General features: G+C 59.9%; 20 protein-coding genes. 11 read left to right on the top strand and 9 right to left on the bottom strand.

Translation table 11 applies throughout. The features are described from left to right. Positions 1–15: 15 nt before the first annotated feature. Together AC3EMD_RS14870 and AC3EMD_RS14875 are read left to right on the top strand one after the other, a co-directional pair. Entirely contained in the window at positions 16–846 is an 831-nt protein-coding gene (locus AC3EMD_RS14870) for an ABC transporter substrate-binding protein (protein WP_008805135.1), read from the top strand. A 5-nt stretch (positions 847–851) separates the two neighbouring features. Beyond that, entirely contained in the window at positions 852–1583 is a 732-nt protein-coding gene (locus tag AC3EMD_RS14875) for a class II aldolase and adducin N-terminal domain-containing protein (protein WP_038422439.1), read from the top strand. 18 nt (positions 1584–1601) lie between these two features. On the opposite strand, the gene AC3EMD_RS14880 is transcribed toward AC3EMD_RS14875, so the two are convergent. Both AC3EMD_RS14880 and AC3EMD_RS14885 read right to left on the bottom strand, forming a co-directional pair. Then, entirely contained in the window at positions 1602–2492 is an 891-nt protein-coding gene (locus tag AC3EMD_RS14880) for an oxidoreductase (RefSeq protein WP_016160898.1), read from the bottom strand. Positions 2493–2616: 124 nt separating this feature from the next. Beyond that, entirely contained in the window at positions 2617–4116 is a 1500-nt protein-coding gene (locus AC3EMD_RS14885; RefSeq protein ID WP_012541945.1) for an aldehyde dehydrogenase family protein, read from the bottom strand. A gap of 235 nt (positions 4117–4351) precedes the next feature. Here AC3EMD_RS14885 and feaR point away from each other — a divergent pair, with 235 nt between their 5' ends. Then, the gene (gene feaR, locus AC3EMD_RS14890) at positions 4352–5254 is read left to right on the top strand and encodes a transcriptional regulator FeaR (protein ID WP_008805139.1); all 903 of its coding nucleotides are present in this window, start codon (positions 4352–4354) and stop codon (positions 5252–5254) included. Here feaR and AC3EMD_RS14895 read toward each other — a convergent pair whose 3' ends face one another. The 3 genes from AC3EMD_RS14895 to AC3EMD_RS14905 are packed head-to-tail and all read right to left on the bottom strand — an operon-like array spanning position 5255 to position 8407. Then, positions 5255–5578 (bottom strand): YdbL family probable chaperone protein, encoded by a 324-nt coding sequence (locus tag AC3EMD_RS14895; RefSeq protein ID WP_012541948.1) that lies wholly within the window; start codon positions 5576–5578, stop codon positions 5255–5257. It abuts the gene before it with no gap. A gap of 7 nt (positions 5579–5585) precedes the next feature. Then, a complete protein-coding gene (locus AC3EMD_RS14900; protein WP_012968375.1) occupies positions 5586–5771 on the bottom strand; it encodes a YnbE family lipoprotein in 186 nt (61 codons plus the stop codon). Next, positions 5768–8407 carry a YdbH family protein gene (locus AC3EMD_RS14905; RefSeq protein WP_302073564.1) on the bottom strand — a complete coding sequence of 880 codons (2640 nt, stop codon included), beginning with the start codon at positions 8405–8407 and terminating at the stop codon, positions 5768–5770. The genes AC3EMD_RS14900 and AC3EMD_RS14905 overlap by 4 nt, the downstream gene beginning before the upstream one ends. A 206-nt stretch (positions 8408–8613) precedes the next feature. Between AC3EMD_RS14905 and AC3EMD_RS14910 the strand changes: the two genes are divergently transcribed. The 3 genes from AC3EMD_RS14910 (at position 8614) to hslJ (ending at position 10814) form a co-directional block, all read left to right on the top strand. Further along, positions 8614–9114 carry a DedA family protein gene (locus tag AC3EMD_RS14910; RefSeq protein WP_008805142.1) on the top strand — a complete coding sequence of 167 codons (501 nt, stop codon included), beginning with the start codon at positions 8614–8616 and terminating at the stop codon, positions 9112–9114. 147 nt (positions 9115–9261) lie between these two features. Continuing rightward, complete coding sequence (locus AC3EMD_RS14915; RefSeq protein WP_008805143.1) at positions 9262–10251, top strand: 2-hydroxyacid dehydrogenase; 990 nt, start codon at positions 9262–9264, stop codon at positions 10249–10251. A gap of 122 nt (positions 10252–10373) precedes the next feature. After that, entirely contained in the window at positions 10374–10814 is a 441-nt protein-coding gene (hslJ, locus tag AC3EMD_RS14920; RefSeq protein WP_012541951.1) for a heat shock protein HslJ, read from the top strand. A gap of 45 nt (positions 10815–10859) precedes the next feature. Here hslJ and AC3EMD_RS14925 read toward each other — a convergent pair whose 3' ends face one another. Next, complete coding sequence (locus tag AC3EMD_RS14925; protein ID WP_008805145.1) at positions 10860–11123, bottom strand: putative hemolysin; 264 nt, start codon at positions 11121–11123, stop codon at positions 10860–10862. Positions 11124–11485: 362 nt separating this feature from the next. Here AC3EMD_RS14925 and nifJ point away from each other — a divergent pair, with 362 nt between their 5' ends. The 5 genes from nifJ (at position 11486) to ttcA (ending at position 18535) form a co-directional block, all read left to right on the top strand. Then, positions 11486–15013 carry a pyruvate:ferredoxin (flavodoxin) oxidoreductase gene (gene nifJ, locus AC3EMD_RS14930; protein WP_302073565.1) on the top strand — a complete coding sequence of 1176 codons (3528 nt, stop codon included), beginning with the start codon at positions 11486–11488 and terminating at the stop codon, positions 15011–15013. 358 nt (positions 15014–15371) lie between these two features. Further along, positions 15372–16496 carry a porin OmpK37 gene (ompK37, locus tag AC3EMD_RS14935; protein WP_016160893.1) on the top strand — a complete coding sequence of 375 codons (1125 nt, stop codon included), beginning with the start codon at positions 15372–15374 and terminating at the stop codon, positions 16494–16496. A 142-nt stretch (positions 16497–16638) separates the two neighbouring features. Then, entirely contained in the window at positions 16639–16851 is a 213-nt protein-coding gene (locus AC3EMD_RS14940; protein WP_008805148.1) for a KTSC domain-containing protein, read from the top strand. A gap of 82 nt (positions 16852–16933) precedes the next feature. Then, positions 16934–17368, top strand: coding sequence for a universal stress protein UspF (gene uspF, locus AC3EMD_RS14945; RefSeq protein WP_008805149.1), 435 nt, complete (start codon positions 16934–16936; stop codon positions 17366–17368). 231 nt (positions 17369–17599) lie between these two features. Continuing rightward, a complete protein-coding gene (gene ttcA, locus AC3EMD_RS14950; RefSeq protein ID WP_008805150.1) occupies positions 17600–18535 on the top strand; it encodes a tRNA 2-thiocytidine(32) synthetase TtcA in 936 nt (311 codons plus the stop codon). A 45-nt stretch (positions 18536–18580) separates the two neighbouring features. On the opposite strand, the gene dbpA is transcribed toward ttcA, so the two are convergent. The 3 genes from dbpA to zntB all read right to left on the bottom strand — a co-directional run bounded on the left by dbpA (position 18581) and on the right by zntB (position 21466). Beyond that, positions 18581–19957: an ATP-dependent RNA helicase DbpA gene (gene dbpA / locus AC3EMD_RS14955; protein WP_032732890.1), complete on the bottom strand. Its 1377-nt coding sequence runs from the start codon at positions 19955–19957 to the stop codon at positions 18581–18583. 14 nt (positions 19958–19971) lie between these two features. Further along, positions 19972–20166 (bottom strand): proline-rich small protein YnaL, encoded by a 195-nt coding sequence (gene ynaL, locus AC3EMD_RS14960; RefSeq protein WP_049245597.1) that lies wholly within the window; start codon positions 20164–20166, stop codon positions 19972–19974. Between the two features lie 316 nt (positions 20167–20482). Further along, complete coding sequence (gene zntB / locus AC3EMD_RS14965) at positions 20483–21466, bottom strand: zinc transporter ZntB (RefSeq protein ID WP_008805152.1); 984 nt, start codon at positions 21464–21466, stop codon at positions 20483–20485. Between the last annotated feature and the right edge of the window lie 91 nt (positions 21467–21557).

The raw sequence follows: 21557 nt of genomic DNA on the forward strand, positions 1-21557 counted from the left end.
CACTCCGGAGGTTTTATGACACGCATTTTCGCACCACGCCCGCTGACCCTGCTGCTCTGCGCAGCGGCTGCTCTGACATCCTTTAGCGCACTGGCCTTTCAGCAAAGCGGTAAGATCACCGCCGGTTCGGACATGACCTTTTTTCCTTACGAGTACATGGAAAACAATAAGCCAGCCGGTTTTGACATCGAGCTGCTCGATGGTCTGGCGAAGACTATGGGCCGTGAAGCAGTGAATATCGATACCCGCTTCCCCAACCTGATCCCCGGGCTGCAGGGTGGGCGCTTCGATATCACCAACTCGTCGATGTACATTACCGCCGAACGCCTGAAGGTGATCGATATGGTGCCGTACCTGAAAAGCGGGGAAGCGATCCTCGCCCGCAAAGGCGGCGACTACCAGCCTAAGACCCCGGAGGACTTCTGCGGGCATAAAATCGGCTCGATGGGCGCCACCTCGTGGCTGGCGCAATTGCAGAAGCTTTCCGCCGACTACTGCGTGAAGAAGGGGTTGAAGCCGATTGCGCTGAGCGTTTATACCACCGACCCGCAGACCACCCAGGCGCTGTTGTCGCGCGCGGTGGATGCGCAGATCACCGACGCCGCCGTGGCGCGCGGGGTGGTGGAAAAACTGGGTGACCGGGTGGTTATCTCCTCTGACACGCTGATCTATCCGGTGCTGAACGGCTTTGGCGTTAAAAAAGGCAATACTGAGGTGAAAACCGCCCTCGAAGAGGCGCTGAAAAAATACAGCGCGACGCCGGAATATGCCGCCCTGCTGAAGAAATATCACTTCCAGGCGCCGACGGCGGACGATCTGCAGACCCTGATGCCGAAAGCGGAGTAATGCCCATGCGCGATTCCGATGAAGAGCAGATCCGCATCGACCTGGCGGCCACCTTTCGCATCATTGCCCATCTCGGCATGCATGAGGCGGTGGCCAACCATTTCAGCGCCGCGCTCTCCGCTGACGGGAAAACGTTTTTACTCAACCCGAAGTGGAAACACTTTTCGCGCATCCGCGCCAGCGATCTGCTGGTGCTGAACGCCGATGATGAAGGTTGCGCCGCGCGCCCTGACGTCGATGCCACCGCGTGGGCTATTCACGGGCAGATCCATCAGCGGCTCCCGGACGTGCGGGTGGTGCTGCATCTGCACCCGGTGTACACCACCAGCCTCGCCTGTCTGGCGACGCCGCAGATCCTGCCCATCGACCAGAACACGGCCCGCTATTTTAACCGGGTCGCCGTCGATACGCTGTACGGCGGGATGGCGGACAACGCGGCAGAAGGCGCCCGGCTGGCGGGCCTGCTGGCGGACAAACGCCGCCTGCTGATGGGGAATCACGGGGTGCTGGTGACCGCCCCGACCATCGGCGAGGCGTTCGATGATATCTGGACCCTGGAGCGCGCCTGTCAGATCCTGATCACCGCCTGGTCCACCGGCCAGCCGCTGAAGGTTCTGTCAGACGCGGTAGCGGAAAAAACGGCCCAGGACTGGGAGAAGATTGCCGATTTCTCGCGGCAGCATTTTGCCGAAATGAAGCAGTTAATGATCGACCTCGATCCCTCCCTGGTGGACTAACCCCCGCGCCTGCCCGGGTCAGCCCGGGCCGTCGCTGGCTGCCGCCAGCAGCGGCACGATGATATCGCTGAGCGGTGTCGGAATGCCGTGCTGACGTCCGCGACGCTGCACCACGCCGTTACGAATATCCCACTCCAGCGGTCGGCCATTCAGACGATCGATCAGAATAGAGGTGCTTAAGTCGGCAGGCGCCCGGTGAAAGCCGGCGATAATCTCCTCCGGCACGCTGTCGCCCAGGGCGGCCCCTTCCGCCCGCGCCACCTGCAGACATTCGCGCAAATAAGCCAGTCCGAGGGCAGTAATGTCTTCCCGGGCAAACATCCCGGCGCGGCGTCCGGTCAGCACCATCAGTCCGGCGACGGCGTTCTGCAACAGTTTACGCCAGGCCACGGTGGTAAAATCCGCCGCCAGGTCCACCGCGCAGCGGGTCCCCGCCAGCGCCTGCTGCACTCGCTCTGCCCCCGGCAGATCCGGGAGGGTCAGGCGCGGCGTGGCGCGCAGCCAGACAGAGGCATCGGCATCGCGCTGCGCCGGAAACCAGACCACCGAGGGCAACACCGTCGCGCCGCCGGTCAGGGGGGCAAACTGCTGGCGCTGCTCAACGCCGTTTTGCAGCACGCACACCACGGTGTCCGTGGAACACAGGGCCGTCAGCCAGGAGGCGATGGCCTCCGTCTGGGTAGTTTTCACCGCGACAAAGACCAGGTCGAAGGGGGCGGCTATCGCCGTTGGGTCGGTGTGCACCGGGCCGGGCACCACGATCTCGCCCTCGTCAGTGCGCAGCACCAGCGCCGAATGGGCGGTACGCCCGCAGACCATCGGCGCCCTCCCCACCTCAAACAGGGCGGCGGCGATAGTCGTGCCGATGGCGCCGGGACCAATAAGTGCAACCTTAGGAAATGCTGACATGCCGAAGACCTCCTGATGATTCACCGCCCTGGTTGGGCAAAGATTGCCCTCCACAGTAGCGAGAAAGACCGGAGGTCGGCAAGCGGCGCGTCGGGAAAAGCCATTCGCTTTCCCCGACAGCGGTCTAGTAACGCACGCAGACGGATTTGGTTTCGCACCAGCCGTCGAGCCAGTCAGGGCCGAAATCGCGGCCGGTACCAGACTGCTTCATGCCGCCGAAAGGCAGGTTGGCGTCAATCAGGGTATGGCTGTTGACCCATACCGTTCCCGCCTGCAGACGGTCGGTGTAGTTCAGGGCCTGGGTTAGATCGCGGGTCCAGACGCTGGCGGTCAGGCCAAAATCGCTGTCGTTGGCCAGACGCAGCGCCTCCTCGCCGTCGGCCACCCGCACCAGGTTCACCACCGGGCCAAACACCTCCTCACGGGTGAGGCGCAGCCCGGCGTCGGGGTTAACCACCAGCGTCGGCGGAATATAATACCCCCCCGCATCCGGTCCGGCGCTGCCGCTGATGAGCTCTGCCTTCTGCTGGCGAGCCTCTTCGAGGTAGGCCGCCACCTTGTCGCAGTGGGCCCGGGAGACCACCGGGTTGATCTGCGCCGTCTCCTGCATCCCCGGCCCCACCTGCAGCGATTTTACCGCCTGCTCGAAACCGCTGACCAGGGTGTCAAACAGCGGCGCTTCGATGTAGATCCGCGAGCTGGCGGCGCAGACCTGCCCCTGATTGAGGAAGCTACCGGTCATCAGCCCCTCAATAACCCACTGGGGATCGGCATCTTTGAGCACAATCGCCGGGTTCTTGCCGCCCAGCTCCAGCGTCACGCGAGTCAGGCGGTCGGCGGCCACGCGGGCGATCTGTTTCCCGGTCGCCGTCGAGCCGGTAAAGCTGACCTTCGCTACCTGCGGATGGGCGGTCAGCGCCGCGCCGCAGCCGGCGCCGCTGCCGGTGACCACGTTGAATACCCCGTCAGGTATGCCCGCCAGGGTCGCCAGCTCCGCCACCCGCAGCAGGGTCAGCGGGGTGGTTTCAGAAGGTTTGATGACGATCGAACAGCCTGCCGCCAGGGCCGGCATGACCTTCCACATGCCGATCATCAGCGGGAAATTCCACGGGACGATGCCCGCCACCACCCCGACCGGCTCTTTTTTGGTCCACGCCTGGTAACGCGCCCCTTGCGGGAACGGGATCGACACGTCCAGCGTCCGGCCGCTGATCTTGGTGGTCAGCCCCGCGGTGTAGCGCATCCAGTTCAGGGTGCAGCCGACCTCAAAGGCGCGAGAGATCGCAATGGATTTGCCCTGCTCAAGGGTTTCCAGTTGCGCCAGCTCTTCGCCGTGCTGCTCCACCAGGTCGGCAAAACGCAGCAGGATGCGTTCACGGTCGGCCGGGGTGCGCCCGGCCCAGCGGCGATCGACAAAAGCGCGCCAGGCGGACATTACCGCCCGGTCGACATCCGCCGGGCTGGCGTCGGCGGTGGTGGCAATCGCCTGCCCGGTGGCCGGATCCCAAACGGTTAACCGGTTTTCGCTCTGCGCGGCGCAGGGAGCGCCGTCGATATACAGGCCATGCTGACGGTCTAAAAACTGCTGGACGCTGGCAAGCAGCGCTATCTGAGAGGTGGACATACCCTTTCCTTATTCTTCGCGGATAGTGCTTTCAGTCTATGTCCGGTTGGCGGCTGGCGCTTTTTTCTCTGTGACATTCGTTTGCGCCGCTGTGACAGTCGCCGCAAATCCGCGGCTTACCCTGGCAGAAATGTGCCGCAGGTAATAGTTCTTTCATATACCCGCCATCGCGGCCTTGCCTGAGGCGGCATAAATGCAACAATGCGGAAACATTGTTATTACAGGAGAAGGGCGAATGATGACCACGGCAGAGGGGGGGCTGGCGTACCAGCGCTGGCTGGCGACGATCAATCAGGTCTGCGGCCATTTCGCCGCCCGGCCGCTGGAGGGGCGCTTCCACGGCGAGATTGACGCCCGCTACGCCGGTAACCTCAAGGTCAGCACGGTCACCGCCGCCGGCGTTAATCTCTACCGCACACACAATGAGATAAAACGCGATAACGACGCCTGGTTCTACACCGTATTTCAGCTTGCCGGCGAAGCCATCATCGAACAGGACGATCGCCAGGTGACGCTGGCGGCAGGCGATATCACGTTAATCGACGCCGCCCGCCCCTGCTCGATTGTCTGGCAGCAGACCTCGCGTCAGGCCTCCCTGCTGCTGCCGCGCCAGCGGGTGGCGCCCACAGGCGACATCGCCACCGCCTGCCGGCTGGACAAATCCCTGCCAATGGTGCAGCTCAGCCAGCGATTGTTGCTGGAAAGCATGGGCGGCACGACACTCTCCGCCAGCGAGAGTGAAGCGGCGCTGGAGGCGATCGCCTGCCTGTTGCGCCCGGTGCTGCATCAGCGCGAGCCTACCCCTTCCCGGAGGGAAAAGCAGTTTCAAAAGATTATTGCGTTAATCGATGCGTCCATTCAGTCGGAGCATTTGCGCCCGGAGTGGCTGGCCAGCGAGACGGGGATGTCGGTACGCAGCCTGTACCGGCTGTTTGCCGACAAAGGGCTGGTGGTGGCGCAGTATATTAAGAACCGGCGGTTGGATCTGTGCGCCCGGGCGCTACAGAATGCCCATGACGACGAAAAGCTGGCGGGGATCGGCTACCGCTGGGGCTTCAGCGACCACAGCCATTTCTCCACCGCCTTTAAGCAGCGCTTTGGCGTCTCGCCGGGCGAATACCGCAAGCGCTGCCGCTGATCATTTACGCCGCCACTGGCCGTTCAGCCCCTGGACGTACTCCCCGGGCTGAGCCCGGGCCACCAGCTTCTGCCCGGCCATTTTCGCCACTTCATCTACCGGCAGATTGTTGTCATCCGCCAGCTGCTGGTAGCTTTCGCTGCGCGCGGCATTGATCTGCTTCACCAGCGCTAAGGTCTCTTTATCCTGGCGCAGCGGCGCCAGATAGCCGTTCAGCGTTTCCCCCACCCGCCCCTGCTGCCGCGCTTCGCTCAGGGTCAACGCCAGCGCGGGCGCGCTGAGTAAGGTCAGCGCCAGCGCTGCGCTTAACAGTCGTTTTCTCATCGTCGCCTCAGAACAGATCGCTGCGGGATTTCAGCAGATTTTCCACATCCTTATCGACCTTGATATGGATCTCATGCTCAATTTTGACATTCATATTAATAGTGATGGGCTCTTTCGATGCCGCAATTTCGATACGCGGCGTACAGCCGGCGAGCAGCATCGGCGCCACCATGGCCAGTAGCAACTTATTCATTTAGGTTCCTTACATGTCTTACCGTCCGTACAGCGCCGCACGGGCAGCATGGCATTCTGTTCGAGCCACGCCTGTAAATTGTCGCCGAAGCGTAAACTGCGCCACAGGTCGAAAATATTCTCTTCATGAGCGTAGTTTAAATGCACGGTACTGCTTTTCCCGTCCACCCGGCTGGTACCGTTGATGGTGGCCTTAAGCGTCAATACGCCCAGATTGTCGAGGTTAATCCGCGTCCACGAGCGGGAGATCTCCATATAGCGCAGCCAGTTAATCGCCGTCCCGGCGGAGACATTGTCCGCCACCAGCGCATCGGCAGTGTCTTTATCCAGCCGCAAGGTCATCGGCCCGTCATTACGCAGCCAGCCGTCGTGGATGATCCATTGGTTGTTTTCCAGCCACAGCGGCAGCGCGCCGCTCACCGCCCCGGACATGGCGAACTGCTTCACCTTGACGGCGCTGGTGAGTTCGCTGCTGGAGATATGCTGCAGGCGGATCAGCGCCGGGTCGCGCTGCGGCATGCGCAGCTGCAGCAGCGTCAGCTTACCGCCTAACAGATCGACGCTGACGTCGCTGAGCTGCAGCGGATTGGCCTCACTCCACGGCCAGGTGCCCTGCAGGTCCGCCGTCAGATTGCGCGCGGTAACCTGGTTGACGATTTCGCCAATACGCAGGGAGACCGGACGACGGGTGCCCAGCTGCCAGTGGCCGTCGCTGAAACGGAATGGCAGCACGAAGTCGACACCGTTAATCTGGTTATCCGGCATCCAGGCGCTGCCGCCCTTCAGCACGCCGTGGCCGCCCGCCTCAAATCCCTGCCCGGCTGCCGCCGAAAAGGCCACCTGCGCATAGAGACTGCCTTCCCGCAGGTTCATCTTCCAGTCCGGTGGCACCAGCGGCTGGAACACCGTCAGCGACTGTTTTGGCCACCACGCCTGGCCGCGCAGCCGTTCGCCATCCCAGCGCCCGGTCAGCCGCACCGGGCCAATGGTATCGGCGTGCAGGGCGCCGGTGAACTGGAACCACGTCGGGTCCCGGCCGTCGAGGGCAAATTTCAGCGTTGACGCCGGGAGATAGCTGCCGCCGGAGAAGGTGGTTTTGGCCGCGTCCAGCGACAGCGCGCCGGTCAGCCGCGGGTGCTGGGCATCACGCAGCCAGCGGATCGGCTGCTCGAGCGTCAGACGCGGCGTACTGACCCGCATCGTGCCGTACTCGAGCTTATCGAAGCCGGTGGAGAGGCTGCTCAGGGTAATAGCATTGTCGCGCCACTCCCCGCTGCCCTTCACATCCCAGCGCGCCTGCATCGGGGTGAAGTGTCCCTCACCCCAGTAGCGCCATTGCCAGCGGCCGCTGTCGGGCAGAAAATCGCTCGCCTGACCGTCCAGATGCAGCGTAAAGTCGCCCATCTGCTGCTCATGGGCGCGGAGGATCGCCTGCAGGCGGCCATCGACGCCCTGCTGGGTCACTTTCACCCCAGCCAGCGGCCAGCGAATTTCATCAATATTCAGCGCATCGATCACTCGTCCGCGCGAACGCAGCAGCGCCCCGGGATGAAACGCCAGCTGCGGGCTGACCAGCGACCCGCTGAGCTGCGCCGGCAGCGCCGCGTAGAAGATCATCTCCCCCAGCTTGGCCTCGCCGGTGAGCCGCAGCGGCATGTCGCTGTTATCCATGCTTAGCTTGCCCGGACCGATATTCAGCACCGCGTTGCCTTTGCCGGCATGCCCCTCGGTGAGGACATTTAAGCGACCGCTGACGGTCATCTGCTCGGTCCCCTGCTGCCAGTTACCCACCGACAATGCGACGCGCCCGCTGAGCGGATAGTTCTGGTAGCGGGTGCGCCAGCGGCCGTCGCTGATGGTGATCCGCTCCGGGGTGATCTCCCACGGCAGGTCCAGGATCGGCTCTACCTCGCCGCGCGGCGTCACCAGCAGCTGGCCGCGATTGTGCTGCCACTCGAGCTCGGCATCGATCCATTCCGCGGTTTGTGGAAATTCAAAGGTGCCCTGCATCTGGCCGTCGACCGGCAGACCATCCGGTACCAGCGGCAGGTGGAAGGTTCCCACCAGCTTCACCGGCGGCTGATCGTCAGTCAGCCGGGCGCTGAACTGGCTGACGGTGAGGGCCTGGCCGCGCAGGCGCGCCTGCAGACTCAGTTCCTTACCGGCAAAGCCGATGTCCTGCTGCGCTGGCGTCAACGACATCACCAGCCGCCCCTGCCATTTCTCCCACGGCGACAGCCGCAGGTTATCAATCGTTAACCAACTGTAGGGCAACATCGATTGCCATTCGGCGAGGGTGCGCGGCGATCCCGGCGTGGGCTCGCTGGCCGGCAGTTTGCTCAGACAAGCGCTGTTGATGTCCAGCTGGCCAATATGCAGCCGCCAGCGGCTGGGACGCGAAAGGCGGGTATCGGTCACCCGGGCGAGTTCACAGTCGCCCACCAGATAGCGCAGATCGGGGATCAGCAGAGCCGACCGCGTCAGACGCGGGCTCTCCTGCAACGAGATACGAGTGCCCACAGGCAGCCAGATGCCCGCCAGCGTCGGCACCCAGTGGGTCAGCGTCAACAGCAGCGTTAGCGGCAATAACACCAGCACTAACACCAGCGCGATGGCGGCTTTATATTTACCCTTCATGGGCAGTTAATATCCTGATTCAACATAAGTAAAAGCCGAATGGCGCCCATTGTGACACGTTCGACCAGTGAGTGAAAGTTTGCGACCTGTTAAAGCATAGTTGCCAGCCGGACTCGCGGCGCGGCGATCGGCCGTCATCATTTAGCTTTTGTTTAAGCAGCGCCTGCCACACTCCAGCCAGACAGAAATGGCTTGCGGGAGAGACCGTGTCGTTAATTATCTCGCTCTTTGAGAGCGCACAGGGCCACTATCCATTGGTATTACTAATGGTTTTCCTGCTCACCTTCACTAAATCCTGCGCGCTGGTGTCGCTGGCGATCCCGGGCACCTCCGGCCTGCTGCTGTTGGGGACATTCGCTTCCGCCAGTCTCGGTCATTTCCTGTTAATGTGGTCCAGCGCCAGCCTCGGCGCCATCGGCGGATTCTGGCTCTCGTGGTGGTTAGGCGTTCGCTATCGTCACCGCCTCACACAGTTACGCTGGCTCACCGCCGAGCGGCTGGCCCGCAGCCGACTCTTTTTTCAGCGCCGCGGGCTGTGGGCGGTCTTTTTCAGTCGCTTCCTCTCTCCCCTGCGCGCCACCCTGCCCCTGGTCAGCGGCGCCAGCGGCCTGCCGCTGTGGTCGTTTCAGCTAGCTAACGTCAGCTCCGGTCTGCTGTGGCCGTTTCTGCTGCTCTCCCCCGGCGCTTTAAGCCTCAGTTTGTGGTGAAAAAACTTTGTCTTTCAAAGAGATTCCGCAAATCCGCGATATGCTCTAGAATTAGCATAAGCACCTGACACTTAAACTATTTTTTAATAATTGTACGATTATTTTAAATATGCTACCGTGACGTTATAATCACTGGAGAAAAGTCTTATGAAAATCGCGGTTTACAGTACGAAGCAGTACGATAAAAAGTACCTGCAGCACGTGAATGATACCTACGGCTTTGAACTGGAATTCTTCGACTTCCTGCTGACAGCGAAGACCGCCAAAACCGCCAACGGTTGCGAAGCGGTGTGTATCTTCGTCAATGACGACGGCAGCCGCCCGGTGCTGGAAGAGCTGAAGGCCCACGGCGTGAAGTATATCGCTCTGCGCTGCGCCGGATTTAACAACGTCGACCTCGAGGCGGCAAAGGAGCTTGGCCTGCGCGTGGTCCGCGTCCCGGCGTACTCGCCGGAAGCCGTCGCTGAGCATGCGATCGGTATGATGATGTCGCTCAACCGTCGCATCCACCGCGCCTATCAGCGTACCCGTGATGCCAACTTCTCCCTCGAAGGCCTCACCGGTTTCACCATGTATGGTAAAACCGCCGGGGTGATCGGCACCGGGAAAATTGGCGTGGCGATGCTGCGGATCCTCAAAGGTTTCGGCATGCGCCTGCTGGCGTTCGACCCGTACCCAAGCGCTGCCGCACTGGAGCTGGGGGTGGAATATGTCGACCTCGCTACACTGTACAAGGAGTCGGACGTGATCTCCCTGCACTGCCCGCTGACCGACGAAAACTACCATCTGCTCAATCGCGAGGCGTTTGACCAGATGAAGGACGGGGTGATGGTGATTAACACCAGCCGCGGCGCGCTGATCGACTCCCAGGCGGCCATCGACGCCCTGAAGCACCAGAAAATTGGCGCGCTGGGGCTGGATGTTTATGAGAACGAACGCGATCTGTTCTTTGAAGACAAATCCAACGATGTGATCCAGGACGACGTTTTCCGCCGCCTCTCCGCCTGTCACAACGTGCTGTTCACCGGCCACCAGGCGTTCCTCACCGCTGAGGCGCTGATCAGCATTTCGGAGACCACCCTGGGCAACCTGCAGCAGGTCGCAAACGGCGAAACCTGCCCGAACGCCATCGTCTGATTCCTTTCCCTTTTGTGCTCCTCTCCCGGGGGGAGCACATTCAGATAATCCCCACAGATCCCCGCTGCGATACCGTTACACTGGCTTGGTTTTATTAGAAATGTGAATGTTTTGGAGTGAAAATGAACAAATTGGCGGCGCTACTGGCGGCAGGTATGCTGTTGTCCGGCTGTGTCTATAACAGTAAGGTGTCCACCGGCGCGGAACAGCTGCAGCATCATCGCTTCGTGCTGACCAGCGTCAACGGCCAGGCGGTCAGCTCCGGCGACCGGCCGCTGGAGCTGAGCTTCGGCGAGAAGATGGCTATTACGGGCAAGATGTATGTTTCGGGCAATATGTGCAACGGTTTTAGCGGGGAAGGCAAGGTGTCGGACGGCGAGCTGAAGGTGAAGTCGCTGGCGATGACCCGGATGCTGTGCCACGATGCCCAGCTTAATACCCTTGACGCGACGATCGGCAAGATGTTGCGCGAAGGCGCGCAGGTCGATCTGACGGAAAACCAGTTGACGCTGGCGACCGCCGACCAGACGCTGGTCTATAAGCTCGCCGACCTGATGCATTAGCCGGCCTTGAGGTGCCGCTGACGCTGCCCCGCGACGGGGCCGCCGTTAGTAGCCGCAGCTGCCGCCCGCCAGTGCCTGCTCGCTGCAGCGTTTGCCGTTCGGCAGCGCGCACATGCCAATCGCCGAACCATCGAGCTGACGAGCCACCGATAACGAGCCGCCTATCATGGCGCAGTTGGCCTGACCGGCGTCGCTCATCGCCGCCCGCATGCCTGGCGTGACGTGCGCCGCCGTGGCCTGCTGAACGGGTTCACTACTGCACGCCGACAGCAACAGCGCCGCACAACCTACTAATATCGCAGCTCGCATTCTCTCTCCCCTCGGAAACGTCTTAAAAAAGCAAACCCCAGAATAATAGGCAGCGTGGCGGGCGGCGTCGAGGGGGGAAGTACGTATTTATGCGCCTCATTAACATTTTCTAGCAAATTTTCGCCGAAAGCTTGATCTGCTCCGGCCTGGTCGCCGGGCGCACGTGATTCGACACTCGGCAGGAAGCCATTTTCTCCGCGAACCATGCAAAATATTGATCTGGTCACGGGTGGCCGGCGCATTGAGGACACAAATGCAAAAATGGCCGCGCCAACGGTTTGCTAAACTACCCCTTATATAATTACAGGGCGCGTCGCGGTTTCACGTGTCCATTCTTTTGCGCAATGTAAGGGTGTCTTCATATGATTACGATTGATGGTAATGGCGCGGTCGCTTCCGTCGCGTTTCGCACCAGTGAAGTTATCGCCATCTACCCGATCACGCCCAGTTCAACGATGGCGGAACAGGCCGACGCCTGGGCCGGCAATGGGCTGAAAAACGTCTGGGGCGATGTTCCCCGCGTGGTCGAAATGCAGTCGGAGGCAGGCGCCATTGGCGCCGTACATGGCGCGCTGCAGACCGGCGCCCTCTCCACCTCCTTTACCTCATCGCAGGGTCTGCTGCTGATGATCCCCACGCTGTACAAACTGGCCGGCCAGCTGATGCCGTTTGTGCTGCACGTCGCCGCCCGCACCGTCGCCACCCACGCGCTATCGATCTTCGGCGATCATTCCGACGTCATGGCCGTGCGGCAGACCGGTTGCGCCATGCTGTGCGCCAGCAGCGTCCAGGAGGCGCAAGATTTTGCGCTGATCTCGCATATCGCCACCCTGCAAAGCCGGGTGCCGTTTATTCATTTCTTTGATGGTTTCCGCACCTCGCACGAAATCAACAAAATCGCCCCGCTGGCGGATGACACCATTCGCGCCCTGCTACCGCAGGATAAAATCGCCGAGCATCGCCAGCGCGCGCTCAATCCGGAACACCCGGTGATCCGCGGAACCTCGGCCAACCCCGACACGTACTTCCAGTCCCGGGAGGCCACCAATCCGTGGTACGACGCGGTCTATGACCATGTTGAGACGGCGATGAACGACTTCGCCGCCGCCACCGGCCGTCAGTACAAACCGTTTGAGTTTTACGGCCACCCGCAGGCAGAGCGCGTGATCGTCATTATGGGTTCGGCCATCGGTACCTGCGAAGAGGTGGTTGATGAACTGCTGAGCCGCGGCGAGAAAGTCGGCGTGCTGAAAGTGCGCCTCTATCGCCCGTTCTCCGCCGCCCACCTGCTGGCAGCGCTGCCGGAAAGCGCCCGGGCGGTAGCGGTGCTCGATCGCACCAAAGAGCCTGGCGCGCTTGCCGAGCCGCTGTATCTCGATGTGATGACCGCCCTGGCGGAAGCCTTTAACCGCGGCGAGCGCGAGACGCTGCCGCGCACCATCGGCGGCCGCTATGGCCTCTCCTCCAAGGAGTTCGGCCCGGAATGCGTGCTGGCGGTATTTAGTGAACTGCAGTCCGCTCAGCCGAAGCCACGCTTTACCGTCGGTATCTATGATGACGTGACCAATCTGTCGCTGCCGCTGGGAGAAAATACCCTGCCAGCAGAGGCCAAGCTCGAGGCCCTGTTCTACGGTCTCGGCAGCGATGGCAGCGTGTCAGCCACCAAAAACAACATCAAAATCATCGGCAACTCGACCCCGTGGTTCTCGCAGGGCTATTTTGTCTATGACTCGAAGAAAGCGGGCGGCCTCACCGTCTCGCATCTGCGCGTCAGCGAAAAACCGATTCGTTCTTCGTATCTGATTTCGCAGGCTGATTTCGTCGGCTGCCACCAGCTACAGTTTATCGATAAATACCAGATGGCCGAGCGGCTGAAGCCCGGCGGTATTTTCCTGCTCAACACGCCGTACGGCGCCGATGAGGTCTGGTCTCGCTTGCCGCAGGAAGTCCAGGCCACTCTGAATCAGAAAAAAGCGCGTTTTTACGTGGTCAACGCGGCGAAAATCGCCCGCGAGTGCAGCCTCGGCGCGCGCATTAATACCGTGATGCAGATGGCGTTCTTCCATCTCACCCGCATCCTGCCGGGCGACAGCGCGCTGGCGGAACTGCAGGCGGCGATCGCCAAAAGCTACAGCAGCAAAGGCCAGGAGCTGGTGGAACGCAACTGGCAGGCGCTGGCCCTGGCCCGGGAATCGCTGGCGGAAGTGCCGCTCCAGCCAGTGAACGCCAGCAGTCCGAACCGCCCGCCGGTGGTCTCCGACGCCGCGCCGGATTTCGTCAAAACGGTCACCGCCGCGATGCTGGCCGGCCTCGGCGATGCGCTGCCGGTCTCCGCCCTGCCGCCGGACGGCACCTGGCCCATGGGCACCACGCGCTGGGAGAAACGCAACATCGCCGAAGAGATCCCCATCTGGAAGGAAGCGCTGTGTACCCAGTGCAACCACTGCGTCGCCGCCTGCCCGCACTCGGCGATCCGCGCCAAAGTGGTCGCGCCGGAAGAGATGGAGAACGCCCCTGCCAGTCTGCACTCGCTGGACGTCAAATCCCGCGATATGCGCGGACAAAAATACGTTCTGCAGGTCGCCCCGGAAGACTGCACCGGCTGCAACCTGTGCGTTGAAGTGTGCCCGGCGAAAGATCGCCAGAACCCGGAGATCAAGGCCATCAATATGATGTCGCGCCTGGAGCATGTGGAAGAGGAGAAGGTCAATTACGATTACTTCCTCAACCTGCCGGAAATCGACCGCACAAAACTGGAGCGGATTGATATTCGCACCTCGCAGCTGATCAGCCCGCTGTTTGAATACTCCGGCGCCTGCTCCGGCTGTGGCGAAACGCCGTATATCAAACTGCTGACCCAGCTGTATGGCGATCGGATGTTGATTGCCAATGCTACCGGCTGCTCCTCCATTTACGGCGGCAACCTGCCCTCGACGCCGTATACGACCGACGCCAACGGCCGCGGCCCGGCATGGGCCAACTCGCTGTTTGAGGATAACGCTGAATTCGGGCTCGGCTTCCGCTTAACCGTCGACCAGCACCGTCAGCGCGTGATGCGCCTGCTGAGCGAATTTGCCGACAAACTGCCGGCAGAGTTGAACGTGGCGTTACATGCCGAGGCGACGCCGGAAGTACGCCGCGAACAGGTGGCGGCCCTGCGCCAGGCGCTGGCCGGCGTGGACGGCGCTGAAGAGCTGCTGACCGATGCTGACGCGCTGGTGGAGAAATCCGTCTGGCTGATCGGTGGCGACGGCTGGGCCTACGATATTGGCTTCGGCGGTCTGGATCATGTGCTGAGCCTGACGGAAAACGTCAACATTCTGGTGCTGGATACCCAGTGTTACTCCAACACCGGCGGCCAGGCGTCAAAAGCCACCCCGCTGGGGGCGGTCACTAAGTTTGGCGAACACGGTAAACGCAAGGCGCGCAAAGATCTGGGCGTCAGCATGATGATGTACGGTCATGTCTATGTGGCGCAGATTTCGCTGGGCGCGCAGCTGAACCAGACGGTGAAAGCGATTCAGGAAGCGGAAGCCTATCCGGGACCGTCGCTGATCATCGCCTACAGTCCTTGCGAAGAGCACGGCTACGATCTGGCGCTCAGCCACGATCAGATGCGTCAGCTGACCGCCACTGGATTCTGGCCGCTCTACCGCTTCGACCCGCGTCGCGCCGACGAAGGCAAACTGCCGCTGGCGCTGGATTCTCGTCCGCCGTCCGACGCGCTGGCCGAGACGCTGCTCAACGAGCAACGCTTCCGTCGCCTGAACGCCCAGCAGCCGGAGGTGGCGGAGCAGTTGTGGAAAGACGCCGCCGCCGATCTGCAGAAACGGTATGACTTCCTCGCCCAGTTGGCCGGCAAAGCGGAGAAATCACCGAGCGAAGGCTAAGGTTATTTTCCATCCTGCAGCCATAAAAAAAGCCCGAACATGTTGTTCGGGCTTGTCGTTTTACCGATAAACAAAATCATTCCGCAGAATGAGACGGCAACAATAAATAATTGGCATGACAATAAAGGCATATAACGCGCGAATAATACGTGATTATCCTGGGTATGTATAATTTTTATTTTGTATATTATCCACGGATATATTCAGCATAATTATCAACATTTCTTTGGTATTATTTATTTTAGATTTTACTTATATCGTAACAATTGAGTCTTACCATATCTCAGACCGCTCCTTTAGCATGAGTTCACTTCCTTCCCGGAAGCTAAAACATAAAAACAGTTAAAGGAATTTCTTCATGAAAAGAAAAGTACTGGCCCTCGTTATTCCGGCTTTATTAGCCGCCGGTGCCGCCCATGCGGCGGAAATTTATAATAAAGACGGAAATAAATTAGATCTCTATGGCAAGGTAGACGGTCTGCACTATTTCTCCAGCGATTCGAAAAAAGACGGCGATCAAACTTATTTGCGTTTCGGCTTTAAAGGCGAAACCCAGATCAACGATATGCTTACCGGCTATGGTCAGTGGGAATATAACGTTCAGGCCAACAACACCGAGAGCTCCAGCGATCAGGCCTGGACCCGTCTGGCATTCGCGGGTATCAAAGTCGGCGATTACGGCTCCTTCGACTACGGTCGTAACTACGGCGTGCTGTACGACGTCGAAGGCTGGACCGATATGCTGCCGGAGTTCGGCGGCGACTCCTACACCTATGCGGATAACTTTATGGCAGGCCGCGCCAACGGCGTCGCGACCTACCGCAACAGCGATTTCTTTGGCCTGGTGGAGGGTCTGAACTTTGCCCTGCAGTATCAGGGTAAAAACGAAGGTCAGAACGCGCAGGATATCAACGTCGGCACCAATAACCGCAGCAGCGACAGCGATGTTCGCTTCGACAATGGCGATGGCTTCGGTCTCTCCACCTCTTATGACTTCGGCATGGGCATCAGCGCGGCAGCGGCCTACACCTCTTCTGACCGTACCAACGATCAGATGACCCAGACCAACGCCCGCGGCGATAAAGCCGAAGCCTGGACCGCCGGCCTGAAGTACGACGCCAACGATATCTACCTGGCGACCATGTACTCAGAAACCCGCAATATGACCCCGTACGGCAATGACGGCGTGGCCAATAAAACGCAAAACTTCGAAGTCACCGCGCAGTATCAGTTCGACTTCGGCCTGCGTCCGGCCATCTCCTACCTGCAGTCCAAAGGCAAAGATCTCTATAATAACGGCCGCTACGCCGATAAAGATCTGGTCAAATATATGGACGTTGGCGCTACCTATTACTTCAACCGTAATATGTCTACCTACGTTGATTACAAAATCAACCTGCTGGATGACAACGACAGCTTCTACAAAGACAACGGTATCTCTACCGACAACATCGTCGCCCTGGGCCTGGTTTACCAGTTCTGATGCGCCAGCCCGCCGGTTCCGGCGGGCTTCTTCCTCCCGCCGTACAGTAGATAAAACAAAACAATATATCCCGCTGGTTAAAATAGCCGTCCATTTAGTGATATAGTCGTGCTCAGTCAGTGCTTGCCCGAGGACGTCCACCATGCATCATCACCCGGTAAAATCATCCCGAATTATCTCTGTCGCCTACGATGACGCCTCCGCCACACTGGAAATCTATTTTTATCACCAGCCGCCGTTGCAATATACCGGCGTGCCACCGCGTATTTTCCGCGATTTTTTACAGGTGGTGTCAAAAGGACGATTTTATGACGGCGTGATCAAAGGGAAATTCCCCGAACGCAAGCCACGTTAATGTCAAAGTGTGACCACGGTCATGATACAAAACGTGCTCTAATGCCGTACAATGTGAGGGGATACTTAAACAGGAGGTTTTTATGAGCAGAATGATTCTTGTCCCTATCGATATCTCTGATAAAGAATTTACTGAACGCATTATCAGTCACGTTGAATCGGAAGCACGGATTGACGACGCCGAGGTCCATTTCCTCTCCGTGATCCCTTCCCTGCCCTATTATGCCTCACTGGGAATGGCTTACACCGCCGAACTGCCGGGTATGGATGAGCTGCGCGAAGGAACGGAAACGCAGCTTAAAGAGATCGCCAAACAATTTTCCATCCCGGAAGATCGGATGCATTTTCACGTCGCCGAAGGGTCGCCAAAAGATAAGATCCTCGCGCTGGCCAAGTCGCTACCCGCCGACCTGGTGATCATCGCGTCGCACCGGCCAGATATCACCACCTATCTGCTGGGCTCCAACGCCGCCGCGGTGGTCCGCCACGCCGAGTGCTCAGTCCTGGTGGTGCGTTAACGCCACAGCCCGCCGCCCGGCGGGCTTTTTATTTCCGCTTACACCGCCTCCGCCTGCCTGCCCGCAGCGGAAAGTGCCGGAAAGATGCTGACATTCCGCGCCTGAATCCGTACCATACACGCCACGGTTGTCTGTCAGACCTCATTAATTGCTACGCGCCAGCGCCACGTTGTCCAGGCTGGCAGAACGCGTGCTCTTCTGATGCCACACTATGAATTGAGCCACTATTACATGCTGCAAAACCAAGAAATCAGTAAAAAAGAAAAGTACAACATCGATAAGCTGCAGAAACGTCTGCGCCGCAACGTCGGTGAGGCGATTGCCGACTTCAATATGATTGAAGAGGGCGACCGCATTATGGTTTGTCTTTCTGGCGGCAAGGACAGCTATACCATGCTGGAGATCCTGCGTAATCTGCAGAAAAGCGCGCCCATCTCCTTCTCGCTGGTGGCGGTGAACCTCGATCAGAAACAGCCTGGGTTCCCGGAGCATATTCTGCCGGCGTATCTTGAGCAGCTGGGCGTGGAATACAAGATTGTCGAAGAGAATACCTACGGCATCGTCAAAGAGAAGATCCCGGAAGGGAAAACCACCTGCTCGCTGTGCTCTCGCCTGCGTCGCGGTATCCTCTACCGTACCGCCACCGAGCTCGGGGCGACCAAGATCGCCCTCGGCCATCATCGCGATGACATCCTGCAGACGCTGTTCCTGAATATGTTCTACGGCGGAAAAATGAAAGGGATGCCGCCGAAGCTAATGAGCGACGACGGCAAACACATCGTCATCCGCCCGCTGGCGTACTGCCGCGAAAAGGACATCGAGCGCTTCTCCCAGGCCAAAGGCTTCCCGATTATTCCGTGCAACCTGTGCGGTTCGCAGCCAAATCTGCAGCGTCAGGTGATCGCCGATATGCTCCGCGACTGGGATAAGCGTTATCCTGGGCGCATTGAAACCATGTTCAGCGCGATGCAGAACGTGGTGCCTTCGCATCTGAGCGATGTCAATCTGTTTGATTTTAAAGGTATCACCCACGGCTCCGAGGTGGTGGACGGTGGCGATCTGGCGTTTGACCGGGAAGAGATTCCCCTGCAACCCGCCGGCTGGCAGCCGGAAGAAGAAGACGCCCGTCTCGATGAACTGCGTCTGAACGTGGTGGAAGTGAAGTAACCCTCACGCGTCTCAGGCAGCCGCCTGAGACGCACTAACCTGCCCTTACTTCAGCAGTCGAACGCGGCAGGCTTTGCCCTTAATCTTGCCATTTTGTAACTGCTTATACGCCTTCTGCGCCATATTCTGGCGGATCGCCACATAGACATGAGCCGGATGGACGGTAATTTTGCCGATATCGGCACCGTCAAAACCCATATCCCCGGTCAGGGCTCCCAGCACATCTCCCGGGCGCATTTTCGCCTTTTTACCGCCGTCGATACACAGCGTGGCCATCTCCGCCGTCAGCGGCGCGATGGTGGTGTTGCCCGTCGGCGCCGGCAGCCAGTTCAGGGAAAGCTGCAGCATGTCGGCCAGGATAGTGGCGCGTTGCGCCTCTTCCGGCGCGCAGAAGCTGATGGCCAGCCCTTGTTCGCCGGCGCGGGCGGTACGGCCGATGCGGTGAACATGCACCTCCGGATCCCAGGCCAGCTCGAAGTTCACCACCAGCGCGAGGGATTTGATGTCGAGGCCGCGGGCGGCGACGTCGGTCGCCACCAGAACCCGGACGCTGCCGTTGGCGAAGCGCACCAGCGTCTGATCGCGGTCGCGCTGCTCGAGATCACCGTGCAGCGACAAGGCGCTCTGCCCGGCGGCGTTGAGCGCATCGCAGACCGCCTGGCAATCGCGTTTGGTGTTGCAGAACACCACACAGGATGCGGGTTGATGCTGGCTGAGCAGGCGCTGCAGCAGGGCAATCTTACCGTGGCGGGAAACTTCAAAGAACTGCTGCTCAATCGCCGGGAGCGCATCGACAGTGTCGATCTCAATTGTCTGCGGATTGCGCTGTACCCGGCCGCTGATCGCCGCGATTGCCGCCGGCCAGGTGGCGGAAAACAGCAGGGTCTGCCGGTCAGCCGGCGCGAAGCGGATCACCTCGTCGATGGCGTCGCTGAAGCCCATATCGAGCATGCGGTCCGCTTCATCCATCACCAGGGTCTGCAACGCGTCAAGGGAGACCGTCCCCTTCTGCAGATGATCGAGCAGACGGCCCGGGGTGGCGACGATGATATGCGGGGCGTGCTGGAGTGAATCTCGCTGGGCGCCAAAGGGCTGCCCGCCGCAGAGCATCAGAATCTTGATGTTCGGCAGGCAGCGCGCCAGGCGACGCAGCTCACCGGCAACCTGATCGGCCAGCTCGCGGGTCGGACACAGGACCAGCGACTGGGTTTCAAAGCGCGCCGGATCGATATGCTGCAGCAGACCCAGCCCAAATGCGGCCGTTTTTCCGCTGCCGGTTTTTGCCTGCACGCGCACATCTTTCCCCGCAAGGATCGCCGGCAGGGCGGCGGCCTGAACCGGGGTCATCGACAGATAACCCAGCTCATTAAGGTTGGCTAATTGGGCGGCAGGTAAAACAGTCAGGGTAGAAAAAGCGGTCACAATGTATTCTCGTATTAAAGGACGGACAATCTGCAGGCGCGTATCCTCGCAGATCTCCGCGCCTGATGCGACAATTTAATCGGCTCTTCGTCAGGCGGCGGATCGGGCTGCGGCTGCGGACGCGGTCGTGGGTCGGGTAAAGGAGCCGGATCGTTCGGCTCGGGTGAGATGGGGATAGACTGGGCTGTCAGCCCTGAAGCGTAATGCATAGAGGCCTCCCGGAGAGTAATACGGGCGTACCCGCAGGCTTAACGGCCTGAAGACCGTCGGGTGTCTTAGTAAGCGTAGAAGCTGGTCCGGAGAGCGCAAAAAAAAAGCCGACTCAACAAAGTCGGCGTCGTACGAATCAATTGTGCTATGCAGTAATTCAAAAAAGGAAGTAAGACAATATGGAGCGCAACGCCCATCGCTTGACGTTGCATTCACCTGCGAGAGAGATATTGCCCTGAATGGGTAGGTGGTTTATTGATTTCGCTCAAACATTGCCGGGTTTTCCCGGCAATGCGGCCGCTAAAAGGCGATTCTTTACAACCATTTACTGCGATGTAACCACCACGCAACACCACCGATGACAACAACTAACATCAGGCAGAAGAGGCTAAACCCCAGATGCCAGCTGTTTCCCGGGATCCCGCCAAGGTTGACGCCGAACAGGCCGGTTAAAAAGGTGCTGGGCAGAAACACCATCGCCATCAACGACATCGTGTAGGTCCGCCGCGCCAGCGACTCCTGCATAATCTGGGCGATCTCGTCGCTCATGATCGCCGTCCGGGCGATACAGCTGTCGATCTCATCCAGACCGCGCCCCAGCCGCTCAGCGATATCCTGCATCCGCCGCCGCTGATCGTCACTCATCCACGGCAGCCGCTCGCTGGCCAGTCGGGCGTAAACGTCGCGCTGCGGCGCCATATAGCGGCGCATCACAATCAGTTGCTTACGCAGCAGCGCGAGAAAACCGCGCGGTGGCACCTGTTGGTCAAGCAGGTCATCTTCCAGGTCGATAATGCGGTCGTGCAGCTGTTCGATAAACTCGCTGGCATGATCGGTCAGCGCATCGCAGACTTCCACCAGCCAGCTGCCGCCGTCCGTCGGGCCATTGCCCTCCTTCAGGTCACCCAGCACATCGTCCAGCGCCAGCACCTTGCGCTGACGGGTGGAGACGATCAGCCGCTCGTCCATATACAGACGCATCGCCACCAGCTGGTCGGGACGCTCATCGGTACTGCCGTTAATGCAGCGCAGGGTGATCAGCGCCCCGTCGCCGATCCGCGTCACCCGTGGCCGGGTGCTCTCCCCCGCCAGGGCGTCACGCACGTTGTTGGGCAGCAACGGGGTGGCCGCCAGCCAGTCGGCGCTGTCGCTGTGGGTATAATTCAGATGCAGCCAGCAGGGCTTGTCTTTGTCGATAATATCGTTATCGGTGAGCGGCTTCACGCCCCCCTGTCCGTCGAGCACCCACGCGAAGATCGCGTCCGGTATTTGCAACTCCGAGCCTTTAATCGCGTCCACTCAACCTCCGTTAATCCATACCTGTCACATTGCGCGCACTCTCTATAAGGTACGCGAAAGCGCGCTTTTTCGCTTTTTATTGCCCGGTAAG

Source organism: Klebsiella sp. PK18, assembly GCF_057784655.1.

Excerpts from the sequence above, each read along its gene's own strand:
- AC3EMD_RS14900 (WP_012968375.1), bottom strand. The coding sequence starts at position 5,771 with ATGAATAAGTTGCTACTGGCCATGGTGGCGCCGATGCTGCTCGCCGGC.
- AC3EMD_RS14905 (WP_302073564.1), bottom strand. The coding sequence starts at position 8,407 with ATGAAGGGTAAATATAAAGCCGCCATCGCGCTGGTGTTAGTGCTGGTG.
- ynaL (WP_049245597.1), bottom strand. The coding sequence starts at position 20,166 with ATGCATTACGCTTCAGGGCTGACAGCCCAGTCTATCCCCATCTCACCC.
- AC3EMD_RS14880 (WP_016160898.1), bottom strand. The coding sequence starts at position 2,492 with ATGTCAGCATTTCCTAAGGTTGCACTTATTGGTCCCGGCGCCATCGGC.
- uspF (WP_008805149.1), top strand. The coding sequence starts at position 16,934 with ATGAGCAGAATGATTCTTGTCCCTATCGATATCTCTGATAAAGAATTT.
- ompK37 (WP_016160893.1), top strand. The coding sequence starts at position 15,372 with ATGAAAAGAAAAGTACTGGCCCTCGTTATTCCGGCTTTATTAGCCGCC.
- AC3EMD_RS14875 (WP_038422439.1), top strand. The coding sequence starts at position 852 with ATGCGCGATTCCGATGAAGAGCAGATCCGCATCGACCTGGCGGCCACC.
- hslJ (WP_012541951.1), top strand. The coding sequence starts at position 10,374 with ATGAACAAATTGGCGGCGCTACTGGCGGCAGGTATGCTGTTGTCCGGC.
- nifJ (WP_302073565.1), top strand. The coding sequence starts at position 11,486 with ATGATTACGATTGATGGTAATGGCGCGGTCGCTTCCGTCGCGTTTCGC.
- AC3EMD_RS14895 (WP_012541948.1), bottom strand. The coding sequence starts at position 5,578 with ATGAGAAAACGACTGTTAAGCGCAGCGCTGGCGCTGACCTTACTCAGC.
- AC3EMD_RS14915 (WP_008805143.1), top strand. The coding sequence starts at position 9,262 with ATGAAAATCGCGGTTTACAGTACGAAGCAGTACGATAAAAAGTACCTG.
- AC3EMD_RS14925 (WP_008805145.1), bottom strand. The coding sequence starts at position 11,123 with ATGCGAGCTGCGATATTAGTAGGTTGTGCGGCGCTGTTGCTGTCGGCG.
- AC3EMD_RS14885 (WP_012541945.1), bottom strand. The coding sequence starts at position 4,116 with ATGTCCACCTCTCAGATAGCGCTGCTTGCCAGCGTCCAGCAGTTTTTA.
- feaR (WP_008805139.1), top strand. The coding sequence starts at position 4,352 with ATGATGACCACGGCAGAGGGGGGGCTGGCGTACCAGCGCTGGCTGGCG.
- ttcA (WP_008805150.1), top strand. The coding sequence starts at position 17,600 with ATGCTGCAAAACCAAGAAATCAGTAAAAAAGAAAAGTACAACATCGAT.
- AC3EMD_RS14940 (WP_008805148.1), top strand. The coding sequence starts at position 16,639 with ATGCATCATCACCCGGTAAAATCATCCCGAATTATCTCTGTCGCCTAC.
- AC3EMD_RS14870 (WP_008805135.1), top strand. The coding sequence starts at position 16 with ATGACACGCATTTTCGCACCACGCCCGCTGACCCTGCTGCTCTGCGCA.